Raw genomic sequence first — 25,995 nt, forward strand, 5'->3', positions numbered from 1 at the left:
GATGTCCTCCTCGATCGGTTCCGATCCCCTCGTCCGGGGACCCCCGTACGGAGAAGGCGTGCGATCGGGCGGCACGATGTGCGATCGCGCCTTACAACCCTTGTTCCGCCGTTGTTTTGCCGCGCTCACAGCCGCCATGTGACGGACTGTTCCGGGCTGTACACGCACAGCGTGCCGGTGTGGATCGTGTTGGCCAGGTGTCGGCCGAGGGGTGGGTGGGCTCGGGTGATGCGGTCGATGGCGGCACGGATGCGGGCGGTGACCGCGGTTCGGGCCCGTTCGGCGGGCGAGCCGGAGCGGCGGACTCGGCCGCCGAGGCCGTACGCGGCGGACAACTGCCCGACCAGCGCGTCGTGTTCGACGGCGATCCGGGCCGAACGCTCCGCGTCGCCGGCCGCGTCCGCCTCGGCCGCCTCGCCCTCCAGCTCCCGGAGCCGCCGTCGATACGCGGAGCGCGCGGCGGCGTCGATCACCTCGCCGGTGTCGCCCGGGCGGTGCAGCGCGTCGTCGGCCCGCAAAGCGGCCTCGGCGCCGGGGCCGGCGGTGGTGGCCAGGTCGAGTGCGGGCACCGGCGTGCCCGGACGGGCCAGCAGTACGGCGAGATCGTGCATGCCCTTGCTGTCGGGCAGCATCACCTCACGATCGGCGTAGCCCAGCCGCCACAGGCGGTCCGAGCGGCGAAACACGTTCGGCCGGTCCGCCGCGGCCGGCGCGACACCGGCCTCTTGGGCGATCCGGGCGACCAGCGGGGCCGCGCCGATGCCCCGGGCGGCGGCGAGGGCGGCGGCGAAGTGGCGTTCGGCCGCCGCGTGGTCGCCGAGCGCGCTCGCCAACAGGCCGAGGTGTCGGTGTACCGGGCCGCGCACGGCGGCGCCGATGCCCTCGACCACGAACAGGTCCCGGTACGGCGACAGCCACTCGTACAACCGCCGGGCCAACGGGGTCGGGCCGACGAGCGTGATCGTCTCGGCGGCCTGGGCGAGCATCGGCAGCCACTCGCTGTCCCGGGGCGCGTCCGCGAGGAGCGGGCCGGCCGCCGCCAGTCGGCGTGCGGCCTGTTCGGTGTCGCCCAGCTGCGCGGCGACCAGTGCGAGGCTCACCTTGGCCCATGCGTCCGGGATCTCGTCGAGGCGTGGTTGCCCGGCGATCAGCTCCGCGATGGCAGTTCGGTCCGCCGACTCGGCCAGCAGGCACCAGCGTTGGGTGGCCGCGAGCAGCGCGGCGTTGCCGCTGCCGGCCCGGCGGCCCAGTTCCTCCACCCGATCGACGCAGCGCGCACAGTCGGCGAACCGGCCCTCCAGGAGCGCTCGCATGCCGCGCCACAGCGGGACATACCAGGCGTAGAGCGGATGTCTCAGCGCACGTTCGGCGGCGCCGAAGGCCGGCATCTCGGCATCCGCCTCGGCGACCCTGCCGAGTTCGAGCAGCGCCACCATCCGCAGCCGGCGGCCCAGGAGTTCGAGCGCCGGATCGGGCAACCGGCGGGCCGCGTCGATGATTTCGGCGGACCGGGCCAGCCGCTCGGCGCAGTACGCCGGACCGGCGAGCGCGTCGCACTCGGCGGCGAGCGCGTAGCCCAGGCCGGCCGCGTCACCGCAGGCCCGCGCGAGGCGCACGGCCTCCTCGGCGAGGGCCAGGCGGACGGGCTCGGGTTCGATCAGGGTGACCGCCACGGACAGGCGGGCGGTGACGGCGGCGAGCAGCTCGGGGTGCGCGACGAAGGCCCCGGCACCGCCCGCCGGTTCGGCTCGCCGGTCCGACAGCTTCGTTCGCGCCTCGGTGAGCAGGTCGATCTGCGGGCGGTCGAGCAGGTCGACCTCGATGCCGGCCGGGCCGTTGCCGAGGCCGAGGGCGGCGTGCGCGAGCAGGTCGGCGCGCCCGTGCCGGCGGGCCAGGTCGGCGGCGCGCAGGAAGTCGGCTCGTGCCGCCGCGCGTTCGCCCATGCCCAGGTGGGCTGTGCCCAGTTCGATCAGCACCTCGGCGAGTGTGGTGTCCGCCGCGCCGACCGTGCCCAGGGCCGCGACGCATCGTTCGTACCACTGGGCAGCGTCCTCGTACGCGAAGACGCCCGCCGCCTCGTCCCCGGCCCGGCGGGCGTACCCGGCCGCCGCCTCGGCGTGTTCCGGGCCGGCGCGCAGCAGGTGGTGGGCGACCTGGGCGGGGCCGACGTCCCGACCTCGGGCGGCGAATTCGGCCAGCACGTCCCCCGCCCGCTCGTGCCACGCGACCCGCTCCGCCGGGGACAACGCCTCGTACGTCGCCGCCCGCATCAGCTCGTGCCGGAACGCGCCGGACCCGGCCTCGACCAGGGCGAGCAGCCCGGCCGCCGTCGCCTCGGCGAGGACCGTACGCACCTCGCCCAACGGCACCCGCGCGACCTCGGCGAGCGCGTCCAGCCGGAAGTCCGCGCCGAGTGCCGCCGCCGCGCCCAGGACGCGTGCACACTCCGGCGGCAGCTCGGCCAATCGGACACCGACCGCGTCTCGGACCGACGCGGGTAGCGGTCCGGGGGCGCGGTGGCGCAGCAGCTCGGTGACGAAGAAGGCGTCCCCGCCGGAGCGCGTGTGCAGCGTCCGGACCGCGGCCGGGTCGGGCCGTCCGCCGTCGGCGGCCTCGACCAGTGCACGCACGTCCGGCTCGGTGAGCGGACCCAGCGGCAGGCAGCGTGCGGTGCGCAGGAGCGCGGAGCGGGCCGCCGACCGTCCGCGCCAGGAGGCCTCGTCCTCCCGGAGGGTCACCAGCAGGAGCGCCGTCGTCGTACGCAGGCTCGGCGCGAGGTCCGGGAGGAGGCGGACCGAGGAGGCGTCGGCCTCGTGGACGTCGTCGACGATCAGGAGGAGCGGGGTGCTCGCGGCGCCCGTTCGGATCAGCCGGGCGACATCCCCGGCCAGCCGGAACCGGGCCGCCTCGGGTGCGCTCCCGTGCGGGCCGTGGGTATGGCCTCCCGTGCGGCCGGACACCAGTGCGCGCAGGGTCGGCAGTGTCTCGGCCAGGCGGGCAGCCGCCGCGTCGCCCGTGACCAGCTCCCGAGCCACCGCCGACCACGGGCGCAACGGGGCGGCGGCCGTCTCGGGCGGACAGCTCACCCACAGGACGCGGAATCCCCGCGCCCGCCGCGCGACCTCCTCGGCCGTCCTGGTCTTGCCCGCCCCCGCCGCCCCGGTCAGCGCGACCACACCACCGCGCCCCGCGCGGGCATCGGCCAGCGCCGAGTCCACCTCGGCCAACACCTCGGTGCGTCCGACGAAGGGAAAGCCGGCCATGCCCAGTCCTCCCACCCCTCACCGGGGGCCGGGTCCCAAAAGACCGAGGCCGCGCGTGCTCGTCTCACCACCCCAGCGTGAGATACCCGCCCGAACCGGACAATCACCCTGCTCCGGTCGCAGCGTGTCGCCCGCTTCGACTCAGGTTTGCGCGGGCTCCGTCGCCGTCGTGGTCGCCGCCGGCGTCAGCTCGCCGTCCCGCTCCGTGAACAGGTCGCCCGTTTCCGGGCAGCGCCACGAACCGTCGCCGGTCGGGGTCAGCGGCACACCCGCGCGGCCCACCCACTTGATGCGGCGGGCCGGTACGCCGGCCATCAGGGCGTAGTCCGGGACGTCGCGGTGGACCACGGCACCCGCCGCGATCAGGGCCCAGCGGCCGATCGTGACGCCCGCGACGACCACACTCCTGGCGCCCACGGCGGCGCCCCGACGGACCGTCACACCCTGTGCGTGCCAGTCCTGTTCGCCCTTGATCCGGCCGTCGGGGGTGACCGCGCGCGGATAGAGGTCGTTGGTCAGCACCACCGCCGGCCCGATGAAGACGCCGTCCTCCAGGACGGCCGGCTCGTACACCAGCGCGTGGTTCTGCACCTTGACGTTGGCCCCGACGCGCACGGCGGGGCCGATGTACGCGCCGCGCCCGATCACGCAGTTCGGGCCCAGGACCGCGTCCTCCCGGATCTGGGCGAGGTGCCACACACGGGTGCCCTCGCCGATGCTCGCCGAATCGTCCACGTCCGCGCTGGGGTCGATTGCCATTTCCCGAACGCTAGTGCCCGTCCGGGCTCCGCGCCCGGGAAAGGGCTCACTCGGCCGCGACGCCCAGGAAATCGGCGAGGATCCGGGCCGAGCGCCGGCCGTCGTGGTGTTCGGCCACGTAGGCCGGTCCCCGCGCGGCCATCTCGCGCGCCGCGTCGGGCTCGGCGGCGATCTCCTCCAGGACCTCGGCGAGCGAGTCCGGGTCGGCGGCGCGGATCGGCAGGTCGGCCGGCAGGTGCGCGGTCGCCGACTCGTGGAGGTAGCAGATCGTCAGTCGGCCGGCGGCCATGCCCTGACACGACGTCATCCCGTAGGAGCCGCAGGCGAATTGGTCGAGCACGATGTCGGCGTCGGCGAACAGCGCCGGGAGTTCGGCGGCGGGTCGGTTCAGGATTCGGCGGTATTCGATCAGGCCGATGTCGTGCAGTCGGTGCAGCGTCGGCTCGATCCGCGCGGTGCCGCGCAGGAAGGGGCCGGCCATCACGTGCACCACGACCGGCCGTTCGCGGGTGAGCACCGGAGTGTCCGTGCGCCAGTCCGCCGGGTCGAGCGCGGCGGGCAGCCACACCGCGTCCGGCACGTCGGCGATCAGGTCGGGCGTGGCCACGAACGTCGGCACCTCCAGGCCGCGCAAGATCGGCAACAGCCGGTCCACCTTGGCCTGGAGCGCGTGGGTCAGCTCGTAGCGCGGGTCGAACGGGGAGAACTCGACGCGGGCCCGATGCGCCGCCGGATCGCGCACCTCCGAGCCGTACAGGACCAGTCCGAGTGCGATCCCGGCCGCGCGCAGCTCGGCCAGGTCGGTGTCCACCCAGGAGCCGCCGAGTCGACCGAACGCGGGCATCCCGCACTCGGCGAGCACATGCGTATAGCGGTCCAGGACCTCGGCGAGCCGGCCCAGCTGCCAGCGGGTGGACAACCAGTCGTCGGTGCCGATCGCCCGATCGGTGGGGTGACCGAGGGTGTTCGCCGAGGCGAGCGCGGCCGACTCGGCGCGCACCCCGGGCAGGTGCCGCTCCACCGCGCGGGCCCACGCGTGGCCCTGCCCGGCGGTGTTGGTCGGCCCGATCCCGAGCACGGGGGAGGGCGTCGGGGCCGGCACCGCGTCGGCCGCGAACGCGCGCACGTACGGCTCGTACGCCCGGGCGCAGCGCGCCGCCCACGCCGTTGCGTCGCGCTCGACCTCGGCGCGGTGTCGGTTGCGGATCGCGTCCAGGTCGCGCTGGGCCATCATCCGGCGTAGCCCGCGGATCACCCCACCGCCGTCCAGCGCCTCGACCGCGGCCCGTGCCGCGGCCAGTTCGGCGGTGCGGGCCGGGTCGACCGGCACCCGTAGCGACCGCACCACACCGGTCTCGGAGACCTCGACGGAGGTGGTCACCGCGACCGTCTCGGCCGGCGCCACGTGCAGCGTGTACATGCCCTCGACCGGATCGTGCGGCACCTGCTCGCCCACGTCCGTGTGGGTCACGACGACCCGTCGCAGCCGCTCGGGCGGGGTGAATCCACGGTCCTCCGCGGCCTGCCGGGCATCCGGAATCGCCACACCCGCGGCCACAGCCGAGTCCCTGTCGCTCATTGCCGTCGTCTCCCAAGGCCGTGCCGACTGTTCACAGACTGTCACCGGGGACGAGCGGTGACCAGCGTCGCCACGTTACTTGGCTTTACCGAAAGGACCCGGTTTCCGCCGGGGGGCACGGCGCGTCGGGCCGGGAGGCGGGCGCCCCGCGCGCACGGATACGCGTCGGCCCGGGTCGCACACAGGGGCGACCCGGGCCGACGCGACGCGTGCGGGGTGTCCTCAGTCGGACTCCTCGGCGCCTCGTTCCGTACCCGCCTCGACCCGCTCGGCCAGGCTCTTCGGGCTGGTCAAAAAGCCCGCGCCCCACGACCCGTGCATCGTCGCGAGCACCCCGGGCAGCCGGACCAGCGCGTTCGGGCTCAGGTCGCGGCCCTCCCACGCGGCGCCGGCGAGGATGCCCATCGCGTACCCGCCCGGCACCAGCCAGCCGACCTTGCGCCCGGACAGGCCCACCACGGTCCCGGCGGCCACCGCGGCGAGCGCGGCCGGCGGGGCCAGGTAGCGCAGGTTGACCGAGCCCTCGTGATGCCGGGTGACCACCCGACGCCAACGGCCGTAATGGAAGTACTGCTTCGCCAGCGCCTTGGTGGTCGGCCGGGGCCGATACGAGACCTCCAACTCGGGGGAGAACCAGATCAGATAGCCGGCCTGCCGGATCCGATAGTTCAGCTCCCAGTCCTGGGCCCGCTCGAACTCCTCGTTGTAGCCGCCCAGTTCCTCCAGCACCTCGCGGCGGAAGACGCCCAGGTAGACGGTGTCGGAGGGACCCGCGCCGCCGCCGGTGTGGAAGCGCGCGTTGCCGACGCCGAGCTTGGAGGTCATCGCCCGCGCGACGGCCTCCTCGTACGGCGTGGTGCCCTCGGCGTGCATCAGCCCGCCGACGTTGGCCGCGCCGGTCTCGGCGAGCAGTCGCACGGCGGTGGAGATGTAGCCGGGCGGCAGGATCCCGTGGCCGTCCACCCGCACGATCACGGGGTGACTCGACGCACGGATCGCCGCGTTGAGCGCACTGGGGGTGCGGCCGGTGGGGTTGGGCACGGTGCGCACGCGGGAGTCGTTCGCGACCAGTCGGGCGGCGATGGCGTCGGTGTCGTCCGTGGACGGACCGAGCGCGATCACCACCTCGATGTCGCCGAGGTAGTCCTGGGCGAGCACCCGCCCGACGGCCTCCTCGAGGTGTCGGGACTCGTTGAGCACCGGCATGATCACGGAGACGGGCGGTTTTTCGGGAAGCGGCTCCACCCGGCGAGCAGGAGGCTCGGGCGTGGCGGGCTCGTCGGCGGTGTGATTCATCGTCTCGGAGCGTACTGCGAACGGCCCCCTCGCCGGGCATCGACCGGGTGGGCGAGCAGGTATCGAGCGGACGACGGCCGGGTGGGCGAGCGGGCGCGGCCGTCGGCGTGCCGCTGCGTTTCGCCCCCCGTCCCGCTTTACGGTGGTTCGACGCCCACCGCAACCGTGGCCGGACGACGAGGCGTCCTTCGGGTGTAAGCGGGTACGGATGCACATCCGCACGGCGCGCGCCACGGCGCGCAACGGAACGGCGGGACGAGATCGGTCCGCGAGGAGGGACACCGCACCCCATGGCGACAACCGGCGGCCGATCCTCGGCGAGAAGCCCCCAGGGCGACCGGAACGGGCCGCGCGTCGGCCGCAACTGGCTGGTGCTGCTCACCGGCGCGCTGGCCGCGGCGATCCTGGCCACCAGCGGCATCGGCTGGGCCTGGGTGAAGCACTTCGACGGGAAGATCCAACGGATAGACCCGTTCAAGGGTCTGACGGACCGTCCGGACACCGGATCCGGCAAGGACCTGAACTTCCTGATCGTCGGCTCCGACAACCGCGAGGGCATCCCCAGGGAGACGCTGAACAAGCTGCACGCGGGCGGCGAGTCGTGCGACTGCACCGACACGATCATGATCGTGCACCTGAACGGCAAGCGGGACCGGGCCACCATCACCAGCCTGCCGCGCGACAGCTACGTGGACTTCCCCGCGCACAAGGACAAGACCACCGGGCAGCAGCGGGGCCCGTCCAAGGGCAAGATCAACGCCGCGTACACGCTCGGCGGCCCGTCGCTGACCGTGGCCACCGTGGAGAAGGCCACCGGGATCCGGATCGACCACTACATCGAGGTCAACTTCGTCTCCTTCGTCAGCGTCGTGGACACCCTCGGCGGCATCGAGATGTGTACGCCCAAGGCGCTGCGCGACCCCAAGTCGGGCCTGGACCTGCCCGCCGGCACCAGCAAACTGGACGGCGTCAAGGCGCTGCAGTTCGTCCGCGCCCGCTACATCGCCAGCGACCCGACCGGCGACATCGGCCGCACCCAGCGCCAGCAGAAGTTCATCACCCAGGTGCTCGCGAAGGCGACCTCCTCCGGCACGCTGACCGACCCGCTCAAGCTCAAGAACGTGCTGGACGCGGTGCTCGGATCGATCAAGGTGGACGAGGGGATGAGCTCGCAGTCCTTCCTGGAACTGGGTACCAAGATGCGCAACCTGTCCAACTCGGGCGTGACCTACGCCCAGGTGCCGCTCAAGAGCATCGACCACCAGGTCCCGGAGTGGGGCTCGACGGTGTTGTGGGACGACGCCAAGGCCCCCGGCCTGTTCCGGGCGATCCGCGAGGACAAGGACCTGATCGCGCCGCCGGAGAAGAAGGCCGACGGGCCGAGCCCGAGCACCGCCGCCGCGCCCTCGCCCGTGTCGGTGGAGGTGGCGCCGGGCGACATCTCGGTGCAGGTGTACAACGGCACGCCGACCACGAGCCTGGGCACGCGCGCGTACGACGACCTCAAGGGCGCGGGCTTCGTCATGGCCGGTCAGCCGCGCAGTTCCAACGCCTCGGACGGGACGCGTACGATCATCCGCTACGACCCCAAGTGGAACCGCTCGGTCAAGACGGTGCAGGCCGCGCTGCCGGGCGCGACCTCGGAGCAGGTCACCGGCCTGGGCCGGACGATCGAGGTGATCGTGGGCTCGTCGTATCCGGGCCTGACCCCGGTTCGGGTCGGCGGCACCAACACCGAGGCACCCCCGACCGACCCGGCATCGCCGGGTCCGGCATACTCCGCCAAATCCGGCGATGAGGTCTCATGTAAGAAGTGAGCATCAAGTGTGGAACAGATGGTCGCCGAGTTCGGCATTCGGTTGCCTCGGGGCTGATCCAGTGACAGCTTCGGGGTCATGAACACGTGGCCGCCGGGGTGGGCGGATGGCGACCAGCAGCCGCAGCAGCCTCCCCCGGGAACGATTCCGAGCCGCCCCGGCGGGAACGCCGCGGACGGCTATCCACCGCCGCCGGCGCAAAGCCCGAGCGGATACCCTCCGCCGCCCCGGACCCCCGACGGCTACCCGCGCCCGCAATCGGGCACGGCCGGGCCGGGCGGCGTGCCGCCGGTGCAGGGGCCGCCCGGCGCGGACGGCTACCCGCCCCAGCCGTCGTACGCCGACGCGAACGCCGCGCCGCCCGGGCCGCCGCCGCAGCGTGCTCCGGGCGAGCCGGGCGGACCGGGGGGTCCGGACGGCCCCGGTGGTCCCGACGGCCCGGCCGGCCCGCCCGCGCGCCCCCGGCGTCCGGTCAACATCAAGAAGCGCATCCTCATCGGGGTCGGCGTCTTCGTCGCGCTCGTGCTCACGTTCGGCGTGGTGACCTACTTCTGGGCCGACTCGAAGATCCGGCACGAGGACGTGCTGGACAACTACGCGGGCCGGCCCAAGGGCATCGAGGGCACTACGTGGCTGATCGTCGGCTCGGACAGCCGCGAGGGTCTGGACGCGACCGACCGCAAGAAGCTGCACACCGGCAAGGCCCCGGGCAAGCGCACCGACTCGATGATGCTGCTGCACAAGGGCAAGGGCGGCACCGCGCTGATCAGCCTGCCGCGCGACTCGTACGTGGACATCCCCGCGTTCAGCAAGAACGGCAAGACGGTCAAGGCGCAGAAGAACAAGCTGAACGCGGCCTTCGAGAAGGGCGGCGCGCCGCTGCTCGCCCGCACCGTGGAGATGGCCACCGGCATTCGGCTCGACCATTACGCGGAGATCGGGTTCGGCGGGTTCAACAACATCGTCAACGCGATGGACGGTGTGGACATCTGCCTCAAGGGGCCGATCAAGGACCCGAAGTCCGGGGCGAACCTGGAGGCCGGCTGCCAGACGCTGAACGGCGAGCAATCGCTGGCCTTCGTGCGCTCGCGCTACTACGACCCGGCGCGCTCGGACCTGGCCCGGATGGAGAACCAGCAGATGTTCCTCAGCGCGCTGGCCAAGAAGGCCAAGTCGGCGGGGATCCTGCTCAACCCGTTCAGCGCCTTCCCGGTCGCCGACGCCTCGCTGAGCGCGGTGACGGTGGACGACGACGCGGGCCTGTTCGACCTGTACGACCTGTTCAAGGACATGGGCAGCCTGTCCGGCGGCAAGGGCGTCACCACCACGGTGCCGATCGCCAACCCCGGCCACATGGTCAAGGACATCGGCTCGACCGTGTTGTGGGACGACAAGGGCGCCAAGGCGCTGTTCCAGGCGTTGCGCGACGGACGCACGGTGGACGCGGCCAAGAACTGACCCGGGGACGGGGCGCCGGATCGTGGCACCCCGTCCCGCCCGTGGTGACTGATGGTCGACAAGTGACTCGCCGCCTGTCCCCGTCGTTTCGTACCATCGGCACTCGGCCGGGATGTCGGCCGGCGACCCTGCCCCGAGGTGACTGACTCCGCATGAACGACGCCGCGATATCCGACGCAGACCACACCTTCCAGGTCGATCTGCGGGGTCTGGTCGACCTGTTGTCGCACCACCTCTACTCCAGCCCTCGGGTATACCTGCGCGAGCTGCTGCAGAACGGCGTCGACGCGGTCACCGCGCGGCGGGCCGTCGATCCGCAGGCCGAGGCGGCGATCACCATCACGGTCGCCGACGGCGGGCTGCGCGTCGCCGACACCGGGGTCGGGCTGACCGAGGCCGACGTGCACCGCTTCCTGGCCACCATCGGCCGCAGCTCCAAGCGCGACGCGCTGGAGAGCGCGCGGCGCGACTACATCGGCCAGTTCGGCATCGGCCTGCTCGCCTGCTTCGTGGTCGCCGACGAGATCACCGTGGTGACCCGCTCGGCGCTGACCGACGCGGCGCCGGTGGAGTGGAAGGCGGGCTCGGACGGCCGCTACACGGTACGCACCCTGGACCCGAGCGCACACGAAGTGCCGGGCACCACCGTGTTCCTGACTCCGCGTCGGGGCAGCGAGGCGTGGTTCGCCCCCGAGCGGGTGATCGAACTGGCCCGCGACTTCGGCGCGTTGCTGCCCTACCGGGTCACCGTGGTGGCCGGCGGCGAGCACACTCCGATCACCGACACCCCCGCGGTGTGGGACCGGCCGTACCCGACGGTGGGTCTGCGGCGGGCCGCGCTGACCGCCTACTGCGAGAGCCGGCTCGGCTTCACCCCGCTGGACGTGATCGACCTCGACGTACCGCTCGCGGGCGTGCGCGGCGCCGCGTTCGTCCTGCCGGAGGCGGTCAGTCCGGCGATGCGCGGCAAGCACCGCGTGCACCTCAAGGGCATGTTGCTCACCGAGAACGCCGACGGGCTGCTGCCCGACTGGGCGTTCTTCGTGCGCTGCGTGGTGGACACCGACACGCTGCGGCCCACCGCGTCGCGGGAGAGCCTGTACGACGACGAGTCGCTGGCCGGGGTGCGCGACGCGCTCGGCGGGCACATCCGGGACTGGCTCGCGGACCTGGCCGCGCACGACCAGCCGCGCCTGGCCCGGTTTTTGAGTGTGCATCACCTCGGCGTCAAGGCACTGGCCCGGCAAGACGACGAACTGCTGCGCCTGGTGCTGCCGTGGTTGCCGTTCGAGACCACCGATGGGCGGATCGCGCTGGACGAGTTCGCCCGCCGGCACCCGGTCGTGCACGTGACCTCGACGGTCGAGGAGTATCGGCAGGTCGCGCCGATCGCGGCGGCGGCCGGCCTCGGCGTGGTCAACGGCGGCTACACCTACGATCTGGACCTGGTGTACCGGCTCGCGGAGATCCGGCCGGGCACCACCGTCGCCGAACTCGACCCGGACACCGTCACCGCGCACCTGGACGCGGTCGACCCGGCCGTGGAACTGGGTGCGGCGAGCTTCCTCGCGCACGCGCGGGCCGCGCTGGACCCGCTCGCGTGCGACCTGTCGCTGCGCACGTTCCAGCCGGTGACCGTGCCCGCGCTGTTGCTGGACGGGCGCGATGCGCGCGGGGAGCGGGGTCGGGCCGAGGCCGAGCAGGACGCGGCCGGGCGCGGTGACGACCTGTGGTCGGGGATCCTCGGCTCGCTGCGCAACCAGGGCCCGCGCGCGCAGCTCGTGCTCAACCATCTCAACCCGCTGGTCCGCCGGATCGCCGGCCTGGCGGATCCGGAACTGGCCCGGGCCGCGGTCGAAGGGCTCTACGGCCAGGCCCTGTTGCTCAGCCACCGTCCGCTCACCGCGGCCGAGACCGGCCTGCTCGGCCGATCCTTCCTCGGCCTGCTCGAGCGCGCCGTCCACCAGCCGAACCCCGCCGAATAGGAACCCTGTGATGGAAATCCGTGACGACGCCGGGTTCTTCGCTGCCCTGGACGCGAACGAGGAACAGCCCTACGGCAAGGCCCGCACCGCCCGGGCGGAGGAACTGGTCACCGTCGCCGAGCGTATGGGCAACGACGAGAACCTCGCCTGGGCGCTGCTGCGGCTGATCACCGCGTACAACTACGGCGGCGAGTCGCCGCGCACCCCGGTGCCGCTGTCCCGGCTGCTCAAGCTGTGGGACGAGCACCCGGAGGGCTTCGACGAGCAGTTGACGCACCACCTGTTCTGGGATCTGAAGTGGATCACCAGTTCGCTGCTCTCGGTGCCCGAGGTGCCGCTGACCGCGATCCGCGGCTACCTCGCCGACATGGAACGCCGCTACCGCACGGCCGGACACAGCCTGCGGCCGGTGCACCAGAGCCGGTTCTACCTGGCCCGGCACATCGGCGCCGACGCGGAGACCACCGAGGCGTTCGAGGCGTGGCTGGCGGCGGACCGGGACCGGCTGGCCGACTGCGACGCGTGCGAACGGCGCGAGCAGGCACGCTGGTTGATCGCGCAGGGCCGGGACGCGGACGCGCTGGAACTGCTCGCGCCGACCCTGGACGGGGCGCTCACCTGCGCGGAGGAGCCGCAGGTCTCGCTGGCCACGTCGATGTTGCCGCTGGTGCGCGAGGGCAGCCCGGACCGGGCCCGGGCGCACCACCTGCGCGGCTACCGGTCGGTGCGGGGCAAGGTGAGCACGTACGCGGCGGTCGCCGAGCACATCGAGTTCTGCGCGCTGACCGGCAACGAGGGGCGCGGGATCGAGATCCTGGCCGAGCACCGGGCCTGGCTGGCGCGTCCGCAGAGCGACCCGTCGGACCACTCCGACTTCCTGGCCGGCGTCGCGGTGCTGCTGCGGCGTCTGGTCGCGGTGGGCGGGCCGGAGCTGGTGGTGTTCGAGGACACCACCGCCGGTGGGCTGGGCGAGACGGTCGAGCGGGAGCTGTTCGAGATCGCCGCGCGCTTCGACGCGCGCAACGGGAACGACGCGGTGAGTTCGCGAGTGCGGCGCCGGTTGGCGGCGGCCCCGGTGGCGGATTCGCTGCCGCTGGGCCTGCGTTCGGTCCGGGTGGCGACGCGGGCTGCCGTTGCTCCGGCGACAACTGCGGTGTCCGGGCGGGGAGGTGCGGAACTGCTCTCCTATGCACGCGAGTTGGATGAGCTGGGGCATCCCCGGGCGGAGGCCGCCTGGCGGGACTACGCGGCGGCGGCGCGGGCGCAGGGGCAGGACGTGGACCCGTTCGCGCTTGCCGCGATCACCGAGGCGGACGGCATCGAGCTGGTCGAGGAGGGCGAGTTCGCGGCCGGCGCCGCGGCGCTCGACCGGGCCGCTGCCGGCTATCGGGCGGCGGACGCGGCGGGGCGGGCGGTGGGCGCCGAGGTGCGGCTCGCGATGGCCCGGTTCCGCGCCGACGAGCCGGACGCGCTTGCGTTGTTCGAGGCGGCGCAGGTCAAGGCCGCCGCATTCCTGCCGGACGACGCGGCGCCGCTCGCGCTGGTCCTGCACCACCGCGCGATCGTGGCGTTGGCGAGCGAGGACGCGGATGCGGACGCGATCCTGACCGAGCTGCACGACCTGGGCCGCGACCACGGGCTGCGGCACCGCCAGTCGGCCGCCCTGCACATCCGGGCCGAGCGGGCGTTGCAGGACGACCGGACGGCGGACGCCGAGGCCGACCTGAGCGCGGCCATCACGCTGTGCCGGGAGGCCGAGCGGCCGTGGCTGGCCTGCCGGCCGCTGTTCCTGCGCAGCCAGGTGCGGATGCGGCTCGCCGACCCGGCGGCGGCCGAGGCGGACATGCGGGCGGCGCTGGAGACGGCCGCGTTCTACACCGAGCCGCAGTTCCCGGTGGGACACGCGCTGACCATGCTGGCCAACGCGATCGGGGCGCAGAACCGGCCCGAGGACGCGCTGCCGTTCGCGCTGGAGGCCGCGCACGTCTTCGACGACGAGGGCGACCCGGAGATGGCCGCGGCCTGCCGACGGGGCGCGGTGGGTATGTTGTTCGGCCTGGGTCGGGACGCGGAGGCCGCGGCGATCCTGGAGGAGTTGCTTCCGGAGGTCGAGGAGCACCACGGCCCCGAACACGCGATGCAGGAACGCTGGGCGCTCGGGTTGTGCCTGCGCCGACTCGGCGACACCCGGGAGGCGGCCCGGCACCTGGCGATGGCGGCGGAGACCGCGGTGAAGGTGGCCGACCGGGCGACCCAGGCGGAGCTGGCGGTGGCCGCGGCACACGCGCTCGACGACGCGGGGATGGCGCCGCAGGCCCAGGCGGCGTTCGGGCGGGCGATCGAACTGCTGCGCGCCGAGGGGGATGTGCGCGAGACGGTCCGGGCGCTGCGGGCGAAGGCGTGGAACATCGCGAGCAGCACCGACCGGGAGGACCCGTCGGGGGTGGACCGGGCGGTGGCGCTGTTCGCCGAGGCGCTGCGGGAGCTGGCGGGCGCCGAGACCGGTGCGCAGGCGGCGGATGACGAGGCGACGATGCTCGCGGTCGAGCGGGCGGGTACGCACCACCAACTCGCCCACCTGCTGGCCCGTGCCGACCGGCTGCACCCCGCACGGGCGGCGGCGGACAAGGCGGCGACGGCGTATGTGGCGGTGCTGCCGGAGGAGGCCGACGGCTACCTGGACGCGGTGCAACTGGCGGCGCGCATCGAGGCGTTCGGTCTGGACGAGCGGCCGGCGGCGGTGACCCGGTTGGACGTGGCGCTGAAGGTGTGCGCGACGAGCGGGGTCACGGCAGTGGAGGAACTGACGGAGCTGCGCGAGGAGTTGGACCGGGCCTGAGCCCGGAGGAGCCCGGCCGGGCGGGGTGTCCGGCCGGGCTTGGGATCAGGCCGGGCTTGGGATCAGGCGGGGGTGATCGTCACGTCGCGCGCGCTCTGCGCGAGGATGTTCGGCACCACGGGGACCACACCTTCGCCGGGCAGGAGTTCGAGCAGCGTTGCGTCGGCGCGTGCGGGACCGGGCACGAAGTCGAGCGGAGGCCGCGCGGAACTGTGCCAGTCGTGCGTCAGGCCATCGCACGTGGCGGCGCTGCCACCGACCGAGAAGTTCCGGCCGGCCTGGCTGACGGTGCCGCCGACCAACACGCTCCCGGTGTGCTCGGCCGCGCAGCTGTAGGTGCCGGAGACCGTGACGGTGCCGTCGGCCGCCACCCACACGGTGGGGTCGAGCGAAACCTGGTCGCCCGCGACCGGGAGCCGCCGTGCGTGCGGTTGCGCCTGTGCCTGTGCGACGACGGGGACGAACGCGAGTGCGAGCCCGGCGAATCCTACGGACAGGGCCATGGCCTTACGGCCGGAACTGATCATCATGCCGACGCCAACGATCCGCACCCCCGAAGGTTCCGTGCACGCGTACGAACGGGGGAACGAGGCCGAGGCGTACCGCCGGCCGCCGAAGCGCGGGGAGGGGGTCGGGTCAGTCGATGTCGAGGATGGCTTCGATGGTGTCGCCGTGGGGGGTGGGGGTGGCGCGCGTGTGCAGGTGGGCGCCGGCGCCGGTGAGGAGGCGTCGGGCGGCGGTGTTGGCGTCGGTCGTGGTGGCGACGACGCGGGGCGCGCCCTGGGCTCGGGCTTCGGCGCGGAGGAGGGCGACGACGGCGCAGCCCACACCTCGGCCGCGGTGTTCGCGGCCGATCCACAGGCCGGTCTCCAGGTCCCCGTCCGGGGTCGGCTGGAGGCGGGCGGCGCCGACCACCACGTCGTCGACCAGGATCGCGTAGGTGGTGGGCGTGGCGGCCCACTCGTGATGAAAGGCCAAGAACGCGGCCCGCCGATCGGCGGTCCACCCGTTCGCCCCGGCCTCGACGGGCATGACCTCCCCCGGCTCGGCCCCGCGCACGGCCGCATCCAACAGGGAGGCCGACAACTCCTCGTCCAACCGCCGAAGCACCACCCGAAACCCGTCCATCCTCGAACCCTCCCCACCCCCCAACCCCTCCGTCAACTCCATTCCGCCGCCCGCCCGGCCGTTGGCGCCCGGCCGCACACTTCGCCGTCCGGTGGCCGGGCGGTGGGGGAGTGGGTGTGCGACGGCCGCGCCTCCTCCCTCTTTTCGGGGGCGAGGCGCGGCCGTCCGTGGGGTGCGTCAGCGGTTTTTCTTGGGCGCGCAGATGTTTTTGTCGGCTGTTTCCATGTCGATGTTCTTGGGGGGATCCGTGGGCGGGGCCGCGTTGTTGGGTGGGGCGGTGCCCGGGTAGTCCTTGCCGATCAGGAGTTCGAAGCGGGTTACCGCAGTGGACGTGCTCTCGGTCAGGGCGCTGTCGGGCAGGCCCGTCGCGGCGGCCAGAGCCTTGGCGGCGTCCAGGCGGCCCTTGGGGTAGGTGATCGAGCTGGTCATGTGGGTCTTGCCGTCCTTCGCGTTGCCCGCGCTGACCGCGACGAACTTGCGGCCGACCAGGTCCGCCGCCACCTCGTTGGCCCGCTTGTTGACCCCGCTGCCGTTGCGGACGTCGACCTTGAGCGTGGCCGGGTCCACCTTCGGTACTTCCGGCGTCGGCGGGGTCCCCGGCTGCTGCTCCGCGGGCTTGTCGTCCTTGGTGACCGCGGTGTCCGTACGCAGCATTGCCATCAGGTTGTTGGCCTCGGGCTGCTTCGGCTGCACCTTGACCTTGGGCAGCGGCGGGTATTCCTCGACCGGCAGCGTGGTGAACGCCATCCGCTTCTCGGGGACCTTCTTCAACTGGTTGCCCAGCGAGATCAGCTTGTCCACGCCGCCGAGGCCCTTGTCCACGGTCAGCGACTCCACCGCGATGTTGGCGATCTTGAACATGCCCTGGACATTGGTCAACGACGCGCTGTTCTTGAGCTTGCGGGTGAGCGCCATCAGGAACGCCTTCTGCGCCTTGATCCGGGCCAGGTCGCTGCCGTCGCCGAAGGCGTGCCGCGCGCGCAGGAACTTCAGCGCGGTCTCGCCGCTGAGGTTCTGGTCGCCGGCGTCGAGCTTGAGGTCGGTGCCGCCCCCCTGGTTCGGCAGCACCGGGTCGTTGATCGGCTCCGAGATGCACATGTCGACGCCGTCGACGGCGTCGGTCATCTTCTTCACGCCGGTGAAGTCGATCATGATGTAGTGGTCCACCTGGACCCCGAGCATCTTGTCGACCGTGGACACCGTGCACGGCGGACCGCCGTTGGCCAGGCTCTCGTTGAACGACTGCGGCCCGTTGGACGCGGGATACGTCTTGCCGTCCACGACACACTTGGGTATCTGCACCATGGTGTCGCGGGGGATGCTGACCAGCGTCGCGTTGCTGCGGTCGGCCGATACGTGCATCAGGATCGTGACGTCGGCCAGGCCCTCGGTGTGCTCGGCAGCGCCGTACTTCTTGCCGAGACCCTTACGGCTGTCGTTGCCGATCAGCACGATGTTCAGCGGCCTGCGTCCGAACGCGTCCTCCTCCGCCTTGGGGACGCCTTCACTGCCCGCGTTCTTCGCGGTGGTGGATATCTTGCTGTCCAGATACTTGATGTAGCCGTACGCCGTGCCGGCCAGCACCACGATCAGCCCCACCACGGTGAGCGCGATCCACTTGAGCCGCTTCTTCACCTTGCTCTTGGGCGCGGCCTTGTCCCTGCCCGCGGCGGCGTTGCGGGCGCCCGCGCGCCCGGCGGGAGCCGTTCCCGCGCCCCGCCGACGCGACGACGGCGGCGCGTCGGCAGCGGTGCCGGCGCTCTGATCCGAGCCGGTGCCCCGGCCCGAGGCGGCCTCCACCGCCGACGGCCGGCGCCGTCCCTCGGACGTACCCCCGGGGGCGCGAGGCCGGGTCGTGCCGGGGGCATCGACCGCACCGCCGCCCGGCGCCCGCAGCTCGAAGCTGCCGGTGTCCGGGTTCATCACCCACATGTCCGCGACGTCCGCGTCGTCCATGCCGCCCAGGGGATCGTTGTCCCCGGGCGCGCCACGATGCGGCCCGTTCCCTCTGTTCACGCCGAGATCCCCTCCGGCTGTACCCGCCGCCGCACGGTCCCCCCGGCTGTGCACGGTCCTCTTGGCGACACCGGGGTTCCGGAGCCACCCACGGAACCCGACGGTGATAAGTGATGGTCGGTATGAAGCAGCCACCATAACCGGCGAGATCTCGCCATGGTCACCGAGACTGCGAAGTCCTGACACTCGGATCATCGGAAAAGGTACAAAAACCTGATCCGACCGTTCCCGATCCGTCGTCAGTCGGTCGACAGCCGGTCATGGACCGGTCGTCGACCGGTCGAGGAGGAGCACACACGAGCGTCCTGATCCGCACGTCGCGCGTGCCCCCCTCGACCGGGCGCCGGTCATTTCCGGCGCGGTGAGGCGCACTTCGTGTTGTCGGCCGTCTCCAGGTTCAGGTCGGCCGCCTTGGGCGGCTCCGGCACCCGCTCGGGCCCGGCGCTCGCCGGACCCGTCGGCGCGCCGCTGTCGCCGGTACCCGCGTCGGGCAGATCCGCGCCGATCAGCAGCTTGATCGTGGTCTCCCCCGCACGGGCCGCCTCCAGCGCGGTCTCCGGCAGGTTCAGCGCCACGGCGATCGCCCCGGCCTGCTCCCGCTTGCCGTCGGGGTAGGTGATCCGACTGTTGGCGTGTTCCCGCCCGTCCGGCATGGACGTACCCGAAGTCGCCTTGAAACCCAGCCGCTTGAGCGCGTCGACCACCGGGGCGATTCGTTTCCGCGCGCTCCCGCTGTCCACCGTCACCCGGATCTGCGCCGCGTCGGACGGTGCGATCGTCTGCGGCGGGGCCGGCGTCTCGGTCACCGGCGCGGGCGGCGGATCCGTGGCCGGATCGCCCGCGGTCAACGGCAGATCGGCGCGGATCGCGGCCCACAAGTTGTCGGCGGCGGGCCGTCTGGGCTGGACCTGATCCGGCGCGGGCCGGTAGGTCTCGGTCGGCAGCGTGGTGAACGCCATGCGCTTTTCCGGCACCTTCTTGATCTCGTCGGCGAGGTCGATCAGCTTGTCCACGCCCGCCAGGTCGTTGTCGACGGTCAACGCGCCGACCGCACTGTTGGCGATCCGGAACATGCCGTCCACGTTGGTCAGTTTCGCGTTGCTCTTCAACTCGCGCGCCAGCGACGCCAGGAACACCTTCTGCGCCTCGATCCGCGCCAGGTCGCTGCCGTCGCCGAACGCGTGCCGCGCGCGCAGGAATTGCAGCGCGTCGTTGCCGCTCAGCGTGTTCGGGCCGGCCGGCAGGTCCAGCCCGGTGCCGCCGCGCTGCCCGGACAGGACCGGGTCGTGGATCGGCGCGTCCAGGCAGATCGGCACGCCGCCGACCGCGTCGGTCAGGTCGCGGACGCCCTTGAAGTTCACCTCGACGTAGTGGTCGATGCGCACCTGGAGCATCCGGTCCACGGTCGCCACCGTGCACGGCGCGCCGATGTCGCGGAAGCTGTCGTTGAACTGGCCGAACCGGGCTTCGGTGACCTTCTTGTCCTTGCCCTTGCCGATCTCACATCGCGGGATGTCCACCATCGTGTCCCGGGGGATGTTCACCAGCGTGGCATTGGAACGGTCGGCCGACAGGTGCATCAGGATCGCCACGTCGGCGAGCCCTTCGTGCCCCTCCGCGCCGTAGCGCCGGCCCTCGCCGATCCGACTGTCGTTGCCGATCAGCAGGATGTTCATCGGACTTCGGCCCTGGGCGTCCTTCGGGGACGCCGGTGGTCGGTTGTTCTTGTCGGCGGTGATCTGGGTGTGGTGCAGCTTCCCGTTCAGGTACCGGATGTACCCGTACGCGCTGCCGGCCAGGATCAACAGGACACCGACCACGGAGATCGCGATCCATTTGAGGCGCTTTTTCACTGTGCTCTTTCTGCGTCCGTCCCGTCCACCGGGTGCCGCTGCTCCCCCGGTTCCGGTCTCCGCGTCCGTGCCCATGCGTGGCGTCCCCTCCGGCGACCCGCCGGGGGCGTCGCGGTCGGCGACGTCCCCGGCTCTCCCTGATGCGGTGTCGATGAATCAGCCCGCGCACACGTCCTGTTCCGCCGTCCGCCCCGAGACGGTGACGATCGGGCTCGTGTCCGCGGGCGTGGTCGGCTTGGCCGACGGGATGCCGCTGGTCGAAGTGGGGTCTGCCGTGGACGTCGACGAGGGCGCCCCCGTACCCGACGCGGTGGAACCGGCCGGGGACCGCGTGGAGCCCTTGCCGGTCGCGCCCGTGCCCGGGGCGGTCGGGGTGACGGTCACCCGTTCGCCGTTCTCGTCGATCGTGGTGCGGGTGGACGGCAGCGGGGTCGCCGGCTGCTCGATCCGCACCTCGCCGTTGTTCTCGAAGCCGTTCTCGTCCTTGCCGCTGACGCCCGCGCCCACCGCGACCCGGTCGAAGCGGATCGCCTCGAACAGCCGGTCCGCCTTGGGCTGGACCAGTTCGTCCCGGTCGGTGTCGAACCGGTACGGCTGCCGGGGCACGGTCAGGAACGCGACCTTGTCGTTCGGGATGCCCTTGATGCTGTCGGACAGGTCCATCAGCTCCTTGAGCGAGCTCAGTCCCGGGTCGGCGGTGATCGACCGGGTTCCGGCGTCGAGGAGGTTGTACAACTTCCACGGCTGGGTCAGCATGTCGCCGACCTTGACCTTCTTAACGAGCGCGGCCAGAAAACGCTGCTGTCGGGTCATCCGTTGGGTGTCGCTGCCGTCGTCGACGTTCTTGCGGGCGCGTACGTAGCCGAGCGCCTGCTCGCCGTCGAGCTTGTGCTTGCCGGCCGGCAGGTCGAGCTTGGCGGCGGTGTCGCGCATCGGGCGGCTCAGGCACACCTCGACACCGTTGACCGCGTCGACCATCTCCTTGAAGCCGGAGAAGTCGATCACGATGTGGTGGTCGACCCGGACCTTGGTCATCTGTTCGATGGTCTTGATCGTGCAGGCGGCGCCGCCGATCTCGAACGCGTGGTTGAACTGGTCCCGGTACGCCCGCGACTTGCTGCCGTCCGGCCGGACGCAGGAGGGGATGTCCACCATCAGGTCGCGCGGAATGCTGACCGCGACCGAGCTCTTCCGGTCGGCGGCGAGGTGCAGCAGGATCGTGGTGTCGGAGCGCTTGGTGCCCTCGCCGACGTCGCCGTACTGCTTGTTGTCGCCGCTGCGGTCGTCCGAGCCCATCAGCAGGATGTTGGCCGCGTCGTGCGTGCCGGCCGCCACCTGCGGGCGTTCGGTCTCCGGGCCGAGCTTCGCGCTCAGGTCCTCGGTGGTGATGTTGCCGTCCAGCTTGCGGTACAGGGTGTAGACCACGACGCTGCCGGCGACCAGGCTCAGGGCCACGGTGACGGTGACGCCGATCAGGATGCGCTTGTACACCCGGCGGCGCCGGTCGCGCCGGGTCCGCCGGTCGGCCGCCTTGCCGCCGTCGGCGGCCATCGCGGCCACGGCGGCGGTGAGTGGGTCGCCGTCGGCCGGGGGAGGGGTGGTGGTGGGGGCGGTGGAGGGCCCCGCCGCACCCGTCCCGGCCGGGGTCGCGCCGTCGCCGCCCTCGGCCGTGGTGGTGTCGCCCGGAGCGCCCGCCGCACCCGCCGCGTCGGGGGCCACATCGGCCGCCGCGCCCTCGGCGGTCGCGCCGTCTGCCGCCGCACCCGCCGCGTCGGAGGCTACCTCGGCCGCCGTGCCGTCGCCCGGCTCGGCTGCCGAACCCCCGCCCGATTCGCCCGAGTTGCCCGCCGGACTGTCGCCCGGCACGGCCGCTTCGCCCGCTGTGCCGTCGCCGACCTCGGCCGACTCGCGCGCCTCTGCGGCGCGGGCGGCCACGGCGGCGTCCTCCGCACCCGGTGCGGGTACAGGGCCGGCCGCTGCCGATTCGCCCACCGGTTCGGCCGTGTCGGGCCCGGTCGCCGCAGCCGAAGTCGGCGTCGCGGGCCCCGCGTCCGCGCCCGAGGCATCCGGGCCCACCGCGTCCGCGTCCGCGCCCGCCGCCTCCGCGTCCCGCGCGTTGCCGGCTTCCCCGTCCCCCACCGGCCCGTTCGGGGGCGGAGTTGTGGATATGTCCGGTTCGGTCGGGGTCTCGGGCGCCGTTTCCGGGCTCGCGTCCCGACCGGATCCGGCCTGCTTGCCGGCCCGTTCGCTGTCACTCACGTCGTGTCTGCTTCTTTCCCCAAGGCGCCCAACGCTCATCAAGCGACGAACCGCGCGTGGGGCGGCCGTTGCACTGATAGACGTGGCGCCGGTTCTTCGAGTTGCGTGCACCCTTGTGCGTGTGACACAGGTCACGCCGAACCGTCGCAACACCACGTGTCGACCCGGCCCGCACGGCTGCCGGCACGTTATCGTGCGCGACTCCCAGGGCCGGCCCCCAGGTGGGGTGCCGGCCTCCGGCCGTGATGACGCGCGATCAGTTCGCCTTGCAGATGTCCTGGTCCCCGTCGCGGGTGTCGGCCTTCACCGGCGGCTTCACCGGCTCGACCGGAACCGCGCCGGCCCCGGACGCGGCGGACGCCGGCACCGCGCCCGGACCGCCGAGTGCTCGCGCGGGCGCACCGGCCGGGACCGCCCCACCCGCCGGCGCGACCGGGGCCGGTGCCGGTTCCGCGCCCGGTTTGCGCCGATCGTCCAGCGGCTCGTCGTGGTTGATCGCGTCGAACAACCGCCGCGCGTCGGGCTGGATCAGCGCGACCCGGTTGTTGTCGTCCGGCGGGTTGTACACCGGGATGTGCGCGAAGGTGATGTTCTTCGTCTCCAGGTCGCGCATCCCGCGCGCGAGATCGACCAGCGCGGAGACCGAGTCCAGGCCCTCGTCCGCCCGGATCGACCTGGTCAGCGCGTCGGCGAGGGTGAACAGCCGGGTCGGGCTGGTCAGCGTGTCGCCGCTGCGGATCTGCTTGGCGAGCGAGGCCACGAACGCCTGCTGCCGCTTGATCCGGCCCAGGTCGCTGCCGTCGCCGCCGAGCCCGATGTCGTGGCGCAGCCGTACGTAGTCCAGCGCCTCCCGGCCGTGCACCTTGCGCCGGCCGGCCGACAACGAGATGTTGCCCTCGCGGTCCTGCACGGTCCTGGGCAGGCAGATCTCCACCCCGCCGACCGCGTCGACCATGCCCTTGAAGCCGGAGAAGTCCACGATGATGTGGTGGTCCACGCGCATCGCGGTGACCTTTTCGACGGTGTTGCGCGTACAGGCCGCGCCGCCGAGCTCGAACGCCGAATTGAACATCGCCCCGCGCTGTTCGGCCGAGCGCGCCCCGTCCTTGGTCACACAGGAGGGCACGGTCACCAGCAGGTCGCGCGGGATGCTCATGACCACCGCGTGTTCGCGGTCGGACGTCAGGTGCACGAGGAGCGTGGTGTCCGAGCGCTCGCCGATGTCGCCTCCGCCGCCGAGCGCGCGGTTCTCGCCGGCCCGCGAGTCCGAGCCGATGATCAGCAGATTCATCGGCTTGCCCTTGCCGTTGCCGCCCGCGTCGGGACGGTCGGCGTTGAGCTTGCCGTCGACCGGGTCGGTCTTGATGTTGCCGTCGAGCCGCCGGTACGCGACGTAGGCGGCCGAGACGCCGGTCAGCAGGATCAGCGTGATGCCCACCCCGATCGGCAGGAACACCCGGCGCCGCCGGTTGCGCCTGCGGCGCGCGCGCCGGGTGGCGGCCCGACCGGCGGCGGCGTCGACCGGGGTGGACTCGTACGCCGGGCACGCCGCCGGTTCGGGCACGTCTTCGGGCACGTCGGGTTCGGGCGCACGTTCGGACCGGTACAGGTGATCCCACACGTCCATGAACCCCACGCCTCCCCGCCTGCTGAGGGACCGCCGGGCACGGCACTACGGGCGGTCGGGGTCACGAAAGCGCAGCCCGACCCGTCTTGTCATGGACTAGTCGGCGGAACGGGTGACGGCGCGCGTGACGCGCTCCGCCTCGATTCGCCGCTCCAGCAGGGATTCGTCCAGGTGACGGCATACGACGACGGGTACGGACGCGGCCAGGGGCGCGAGCAGGCCCGCCCGCAATCCACCCGTTCGGGCGAAGCTCGAAGAGGTGAGCAAGCGATCGCCGGGGCCGAGGTTCCACTCCCGCGCGGCGGCCTCGCCCGCCGCGGCCAGGTCGCCGGCGGTGTACTCGCGGCCGGCCTCGATCAGCGCCGGCGCATCGGCGCGCGCCGAGCCGTCGGGCACGAACCGGTCGCCGTGTCCGGCCACTTCCGCCGCGTAGTCCAGGAAGCCGGCCGGCGGCTCGGGGAAGCGCCCGCCCATCGGCCGCAGCGCCAGGGCGACCCGCTCGCCGGGGCAGGTCGCCGCCCGGTCGAGGGTGTCGGGGCCGGACACCACCACGTCGGCGTCGGCGGGATCGCCGTCGAAGGTCACCGCCAGGCCGAGCGACCACGCGGCGAGCAACCACACCTGGGTCTGCCAGTGCGCCGGCAGCAGCAGCGACACCCGGGCGCCGGGCTCGACCGCGAGGTCGTCGCGCAGCAGATTCGCGGTCTTGGCGACCCAGTTGTCGAACGTCGCGACGGAGAGCTCGACCCGCTCGCCGGTGGCGTCGTCGTAGAAGGTGGTGAAGGGCCGCGCGGAGTCGGCGGCGAGCGCGGAGCGCAACTGATCGACCGGAGTGCTGGGCATGAGCCCAGCCTATCGAGCGGATGAATTCGTACGACAAATGGGTGTAATTGCTGCATTTGGTACAAGCGTTGTGCGGTACCGGGCACCCGAACGACTCCACCGCCCACGATGGAGGGGCCCGCCCGTGTTCACCAGAATCGTGCTGTCGATCGTCGCCCTCGCCGTGCCGACCGTGCTCGCCGGACCTCCCGCGCAGGCCGACGCGGGACCGGGCACCCCCGGTACCACGATCACCCTCCCGCTGACCGGGATCGAACAGGAGTCCGACGTCGCCGCGCCCCGCGAGGGCCGGACCGGGGTACTGACCGCCGAACGCGACACCGCAGCCTTCTCGTTGCTCGGCGTCACCTGGGCCGACCCCGACCCGGCCGCGGGCGCGCGGGTGGCCGTCCACGTACGCACCCGCACCGGCGGGGTGTGGAGCCCCTGGCGCGCGCTGCACGCGAGCGGCGACGGGAGCGGGCCGGCCGAGGGCCGTGTCCGCGGCGGCACCGAGCCGTTCTGGGCCGGTCGTTCCGACGGTGTCCAGATCCGCGTGGGCGTGCTCGCCGGAGCGCTGCCGGCGGACCTGCGGGCCGAACTCGTCGACCCCGGCGAGTCGATCGTCGACCGCATGCCACCGCGCCCGACCCGGCCGAACAGGGTCGACGGCCGGATCAAGGGCCGCGCCGAGCGGCCCGCGATCGTGGCCCGTCGCGACTGGGGCGCGGACGAGTCGTTGCGGGACGCGAAGTTCAAGTACACCGGCACCGTGCGCGCCGCGTTCGTGCACCACACCGCCGACGGCAACGACTTCTCGTGCAGCGACTCGCCCAAGGTGCTCCGCTCGATCTACCGCTACCACGTGCTGACCAACGGCTGGGCCGACGTGGGCTACAACTTCCTGGTCGACCAGTGCGGCACGGTCTTCGAGGGCCGCGCCGGCGGGGTCGACAAGCCGGTGCTCGGCGCGCACACGCTCGGCTTCAACACGGACAGCATGGGCGTGGCCGCGATGGGCACCTACACCAGCGCCGAGCCGCCCGGGCCGATGCTGATCGCGCTGTCCACCCTGATCGCCTGGAAGCTCGGCCTGGACGACCGTGACCCGGCCGGCCGCGTCACGCTGACCTCCTCCGACAGCGGCAGCCGCTACCCGAAGGGCACGACCCACTCCTTCGACGTGATCTCCGGCCACCGGGACGCGTTCAACACCGAATGCCCCGGCCAGGCGCTCTACGAGCAACTGCCCGCGATCCGCAAGGACGTATCCGTGCGGCTGGGCTGACCGCGG

The 25,995-nt window shown here is 72.6% G+C and carries 16 protein-coding genes; 5 read left to right on the forward strand and 11 right to left on the reverse strand.

The window, feature by feature from the left end; all coding sequences use genetic code 11:
• Positions 1-125: 125 nt before the first annotated feature.
• The 4 genes from ACFXKZ_RS13965 to ACFXKZ_RS13980 form a co-directional block, all read right to left on the reverse strand.
• Positions 126-3,263: an ATP-binding protein gene (locus ACFXKZ_RS13965; RefSeq protein WP_379999890.1), complete on the reverse strand. Its 3,138-nt coding sequence runs from the start codon at positions 3,261-3,263 to the stop codon at positions 126-128.
• 141 nt (positions 3,264-3,404) lie between these two features.
• A complete protein-coding gene (locus tag ACFXKZ_RS13970) occupies positions 3,405-4,022 on the reverse strand; it encodes an acyltransferase (protein ID WP_379999892.1) in 618 nt (205 codons plus the stop codon).
• 46 nt (positions 4,023-4,068) lie between these two features.
• Positions 4,069-5,601: a glycosyltransferase gene (locus ACFXKZ_RS13975; protein ID WP_379999894.1), complete on the reverse strand. Its 1,533-nt coding sequence runs from the start codon at positions 5,599-5,601 to the stop codon at positions 4,069-4,071.
• A 222-nt stretch (positions 5,602-5,823) separates the two neighbouring features.
• Positions 5,824-6,897, reverse strand: coding sequence for a glycosyltransferase family 2 protein (locus ACFXKZ_RS13980; RefSeq protein WP_379999896.1), 1,074 nt, complete (start codon positions 6,895-6,897; stop codon positions 5,824-5,826).
• Between the two features lie 290 nt (positions 6,898-7,187).
• Between ACFXKZ_RS13980 and ACFXKZ_RS13985 the strand changes: the two genes are divergently transcribed.
• The 4 genes from ACFXKZ_RS13985 (at position 7,188) to ACFXKZ_RS14000 (ending at position 14,996) form a co-directional block, all read left to right on the forward strand.
• A complete protein-coding gene (locus tag ACFXKZ_RS13985; RefSeq protein ID WP_379999898.1) occupies positions 7,188-8,714 on the forward strand; it encodes an LCP family protein in 1,527 nt (508 codons plus the stop codon).
• 78 nt (positions 8,715-8,792) lie between these two features.
• A complete protein-coding gene (locus ACFXKZ_RS13990; protein ID WP_379999900.1) occupies positions 8,793-10,172 on the forward strand; it encodes an LCP family protein in 1,380 nt (459 codons plus the stop codon).
• Between the two features lie 152 nt (positions 10,173-10,324).
• Positions 10,325-12,157: an HSP90 family protein gene (locus tag ACFXKZ_RS13995; RefSeq protein WP_379999902.1), complete on the forward strand. Its 1,833-nt coding sequence runs from the start codon at positions 10,325-10,327 to the stop codon at positions 12,155-12,157.
• 10 nt (positions 12,158-12,167) lie between these two features.
• Entirely contained in the window at positions 12,168-14,996 is a 2,829-nt protein-coding gene (locus tag ACFXKZ_RS14000) for a hypothetical protein (protein ID WP_379999904.1), read from the forward strand.
• Between the two features lie 62 nt (positions 14,997-15,058).
• Here ACFXKZ_RS14000 and ACFXKZ_RS14005 read toward each other — a convergent pair whose 3' ends face one another.
• The 7 genes from ACFXKZ_RS14005 to ACFXKZ_RS14035 all read right to left on the reverse strand — a co-directional run bounded on the left by ACFXKZ_RS14005 (position 15,059) and on the right by ACFXKZ_RS14035 (position 24,722).
• On the reverse strand, positions 15,059-15,526 hold the full coding sequence (locus ACFXKZ_RS14005) for a DUF6299 family protein (RefSeq protein ID WP_379999906.1): 468 nt from the start codon (positions 15,524-15,526) through the stop codon (positions 15,059-15,061).
• A gap of 106 nt (positions 15,527-15,632) precedes the next feature.
• Complete coding sequence (locus ACFXKZ_RS14010; RefSeq protein WP_379999908.1) at positions 15,633-16,124, reverse strand: GNAT family N-acetyltransferase; 492 nt, start codon at positions 16,122-16,124, stop codon at positions 15,633-15,635.
• Positions 16,125-16,301: 177 nt separating this feature from the next.
• Positions 16,302-18,140 (reverse strand): LCP family protein, encoded by a 1,839-nt coding sequence (locus ACFXKZ_RS14015; protein ID WP_379999910.1) that lies wholly within the window; start codon positions 18,138-18,140, stop codon positions 16,302-16,304.
• A gap of 347 nt (positions 18,141-18,487) precedes the next feature.
• Positions 18,488-19,993, reverse strand: a complete 1,506-nt coding sequence (locus ACFXKZ_RS14020; protein ID WP_379999912.1) for an LCP family protein — start codon at positions 19,991-19,993, stop codon at positions 18,488-18,490.
• 156 nt (positions 19,994-20,149) lie between these two features.
• Positions 20,150-22,252: an LCP family protein gene (locus ACFXKZ_RS14025; protein ID WP_379999915.1), complete on the reverse strand. Its 2,103-nt coding sequence runs from the start codon at positions 22,250-22,252 to the stop codon at positions 20,150-20,152.
• Positions 22,253-22,508: 256 nt separating this feature from the next.
• A complete protein-coding gene (locus tag ACFXKZ_RS14030) occupies positions 22,509-23,879 on the reverse strand; it encodes an LCP family protein (protein ID WP_379999917.1) in 1,371 nt (456 codons plus the stop codon).
• A 96-nt stretch (positions 23,880-23,975) separates the two neighbouring features.
• Positions 23,976-24,722, reverse strand: coding sequence for a TIGR03089 family protein (locus tag ACFXKZ_RS14035; RefSeq protein WP_379999919.1), 747 nt, complete (start codon positions 24,720-24,722; stop codon positions 23,976-23,978).
• 124 nt (positions 24,723-24,846) lie between these two features.
• Between ACFXKZ_RS14035 and ACFXKZ_RS14040 the strand changes: the two genes are divergently transcribed.
• Positions 24,847-25,989: a peptidoglycan recognition protein gene (locus tag ACFXKZ_RS14040; protein WP_379999921.1), complete on the forward strand. Its 1,143-nt coding sequence runs from the start codon at positions 24,847-24,849 to the stop codon at positions 25,987-25,989.
• Positions 25,990-25,995 lie beyond the last annotated feature (6 nt).

Origin of the sequence: Embleya sp. NPDC059237 (genome assembly GCF_042754105.1) — a bacterium.
In the GTDB taxonomy this organism is placed as follows: Bacteria; Actinomycetota; Actinomycetes; order Streptomycetales; family Streptomycetaceae; genus Embleya.

Bases quoted from the DNA above. Each gene is read 5' to 3' on its own strand.
- ACFXKZ_RS13985 (WP_379999898.1), top strand. From the start codon at position 7,188: ATGGCGACAACCGGCGGCCGATCCTCGGCGAGAAGCCCCCAGGGCGAC.
- ACFXKZ_RS13970 (WP_379999892.1), bottom strand. From the start codon at position 4,022: ATGGCAATCGACCCCAGCGCGGACGTGGACGATTCGGCGAGCATCGGC.
- ACFXKZ_RS13995 (WP_379999902.1), top strand. From the start codon at position 10,325: ATGAACGACGCCGCGATATCCGACGCAGACCACACCTTCCAGGTCGAT.
- ACFXKZ_RS14005 (WP_379999906.1), bottom strand. From the start codon at position 15,526: ATGATGATCAGTTCCGGCCGTAAGGCCATGGCCCTGTCCGTAGGATTC.
- ACFXKZ_RS13990 (WP_379999900.1), top strand. From the start codon at position 8,793: ATGAACACGTGGCCGCCGGGGTGGGCGGATGGCGACCAGCAGCCGCAG.
- ACFXKZ_RS14010 (WP_379999908.1), bottom strand. From the start codon at position 16,124: ATGGACGGGTTTCGGGTGGTGCTTCGGCGGTTGGACGAGGAGTTGTCG.
- ACFXKZ_RS14000 (WP_379999904.1), top strand. From the start codon at position 12,168: ATGGAAATCCGTGACGACGCCGGGTTCTTCGCTGCCCTGGACGCGAAC.
- ACFXKZ_RS13975 (WP_379999894.1), bottom strand. From the start codon at position 5,601: ATGAGCGACAGGGACTCGGCTGTGGCCGCGGGTGTGGCGATTCCGGAT.
- ACFXKZ_RS13965 (WP_379999890.1), bottom strand. From the start codon at position 3,263: ATGGCCGGCTTTCCCTTCGTCGGACGCACCGAGGTGTTGGCCGAGGTG.
- ACFXKZ_RS14035 (WP_379999919.1), bottom strand. From the start codon at position 24,722: ATGCCCAGCACTCCGGTCGATCAGTTGCGCTCCGCGCTCGCCGCCGAC.
- ACFXKZ_RS13980 (WP_379999896.1), bottom strand. From the start codon at position 6,897: ATGAATCACACCGCCGACGAGCCCGCCACGCCCGAGCCTCCTGCTCGC.
- ACFXKZ_RS14030 (WP_379999917.1), bottom strand. From the start codon at position 23,879: ATGGACGTGTGGGATCACCTGTACCGGTCCGAACGTGCGCCCGAACCC.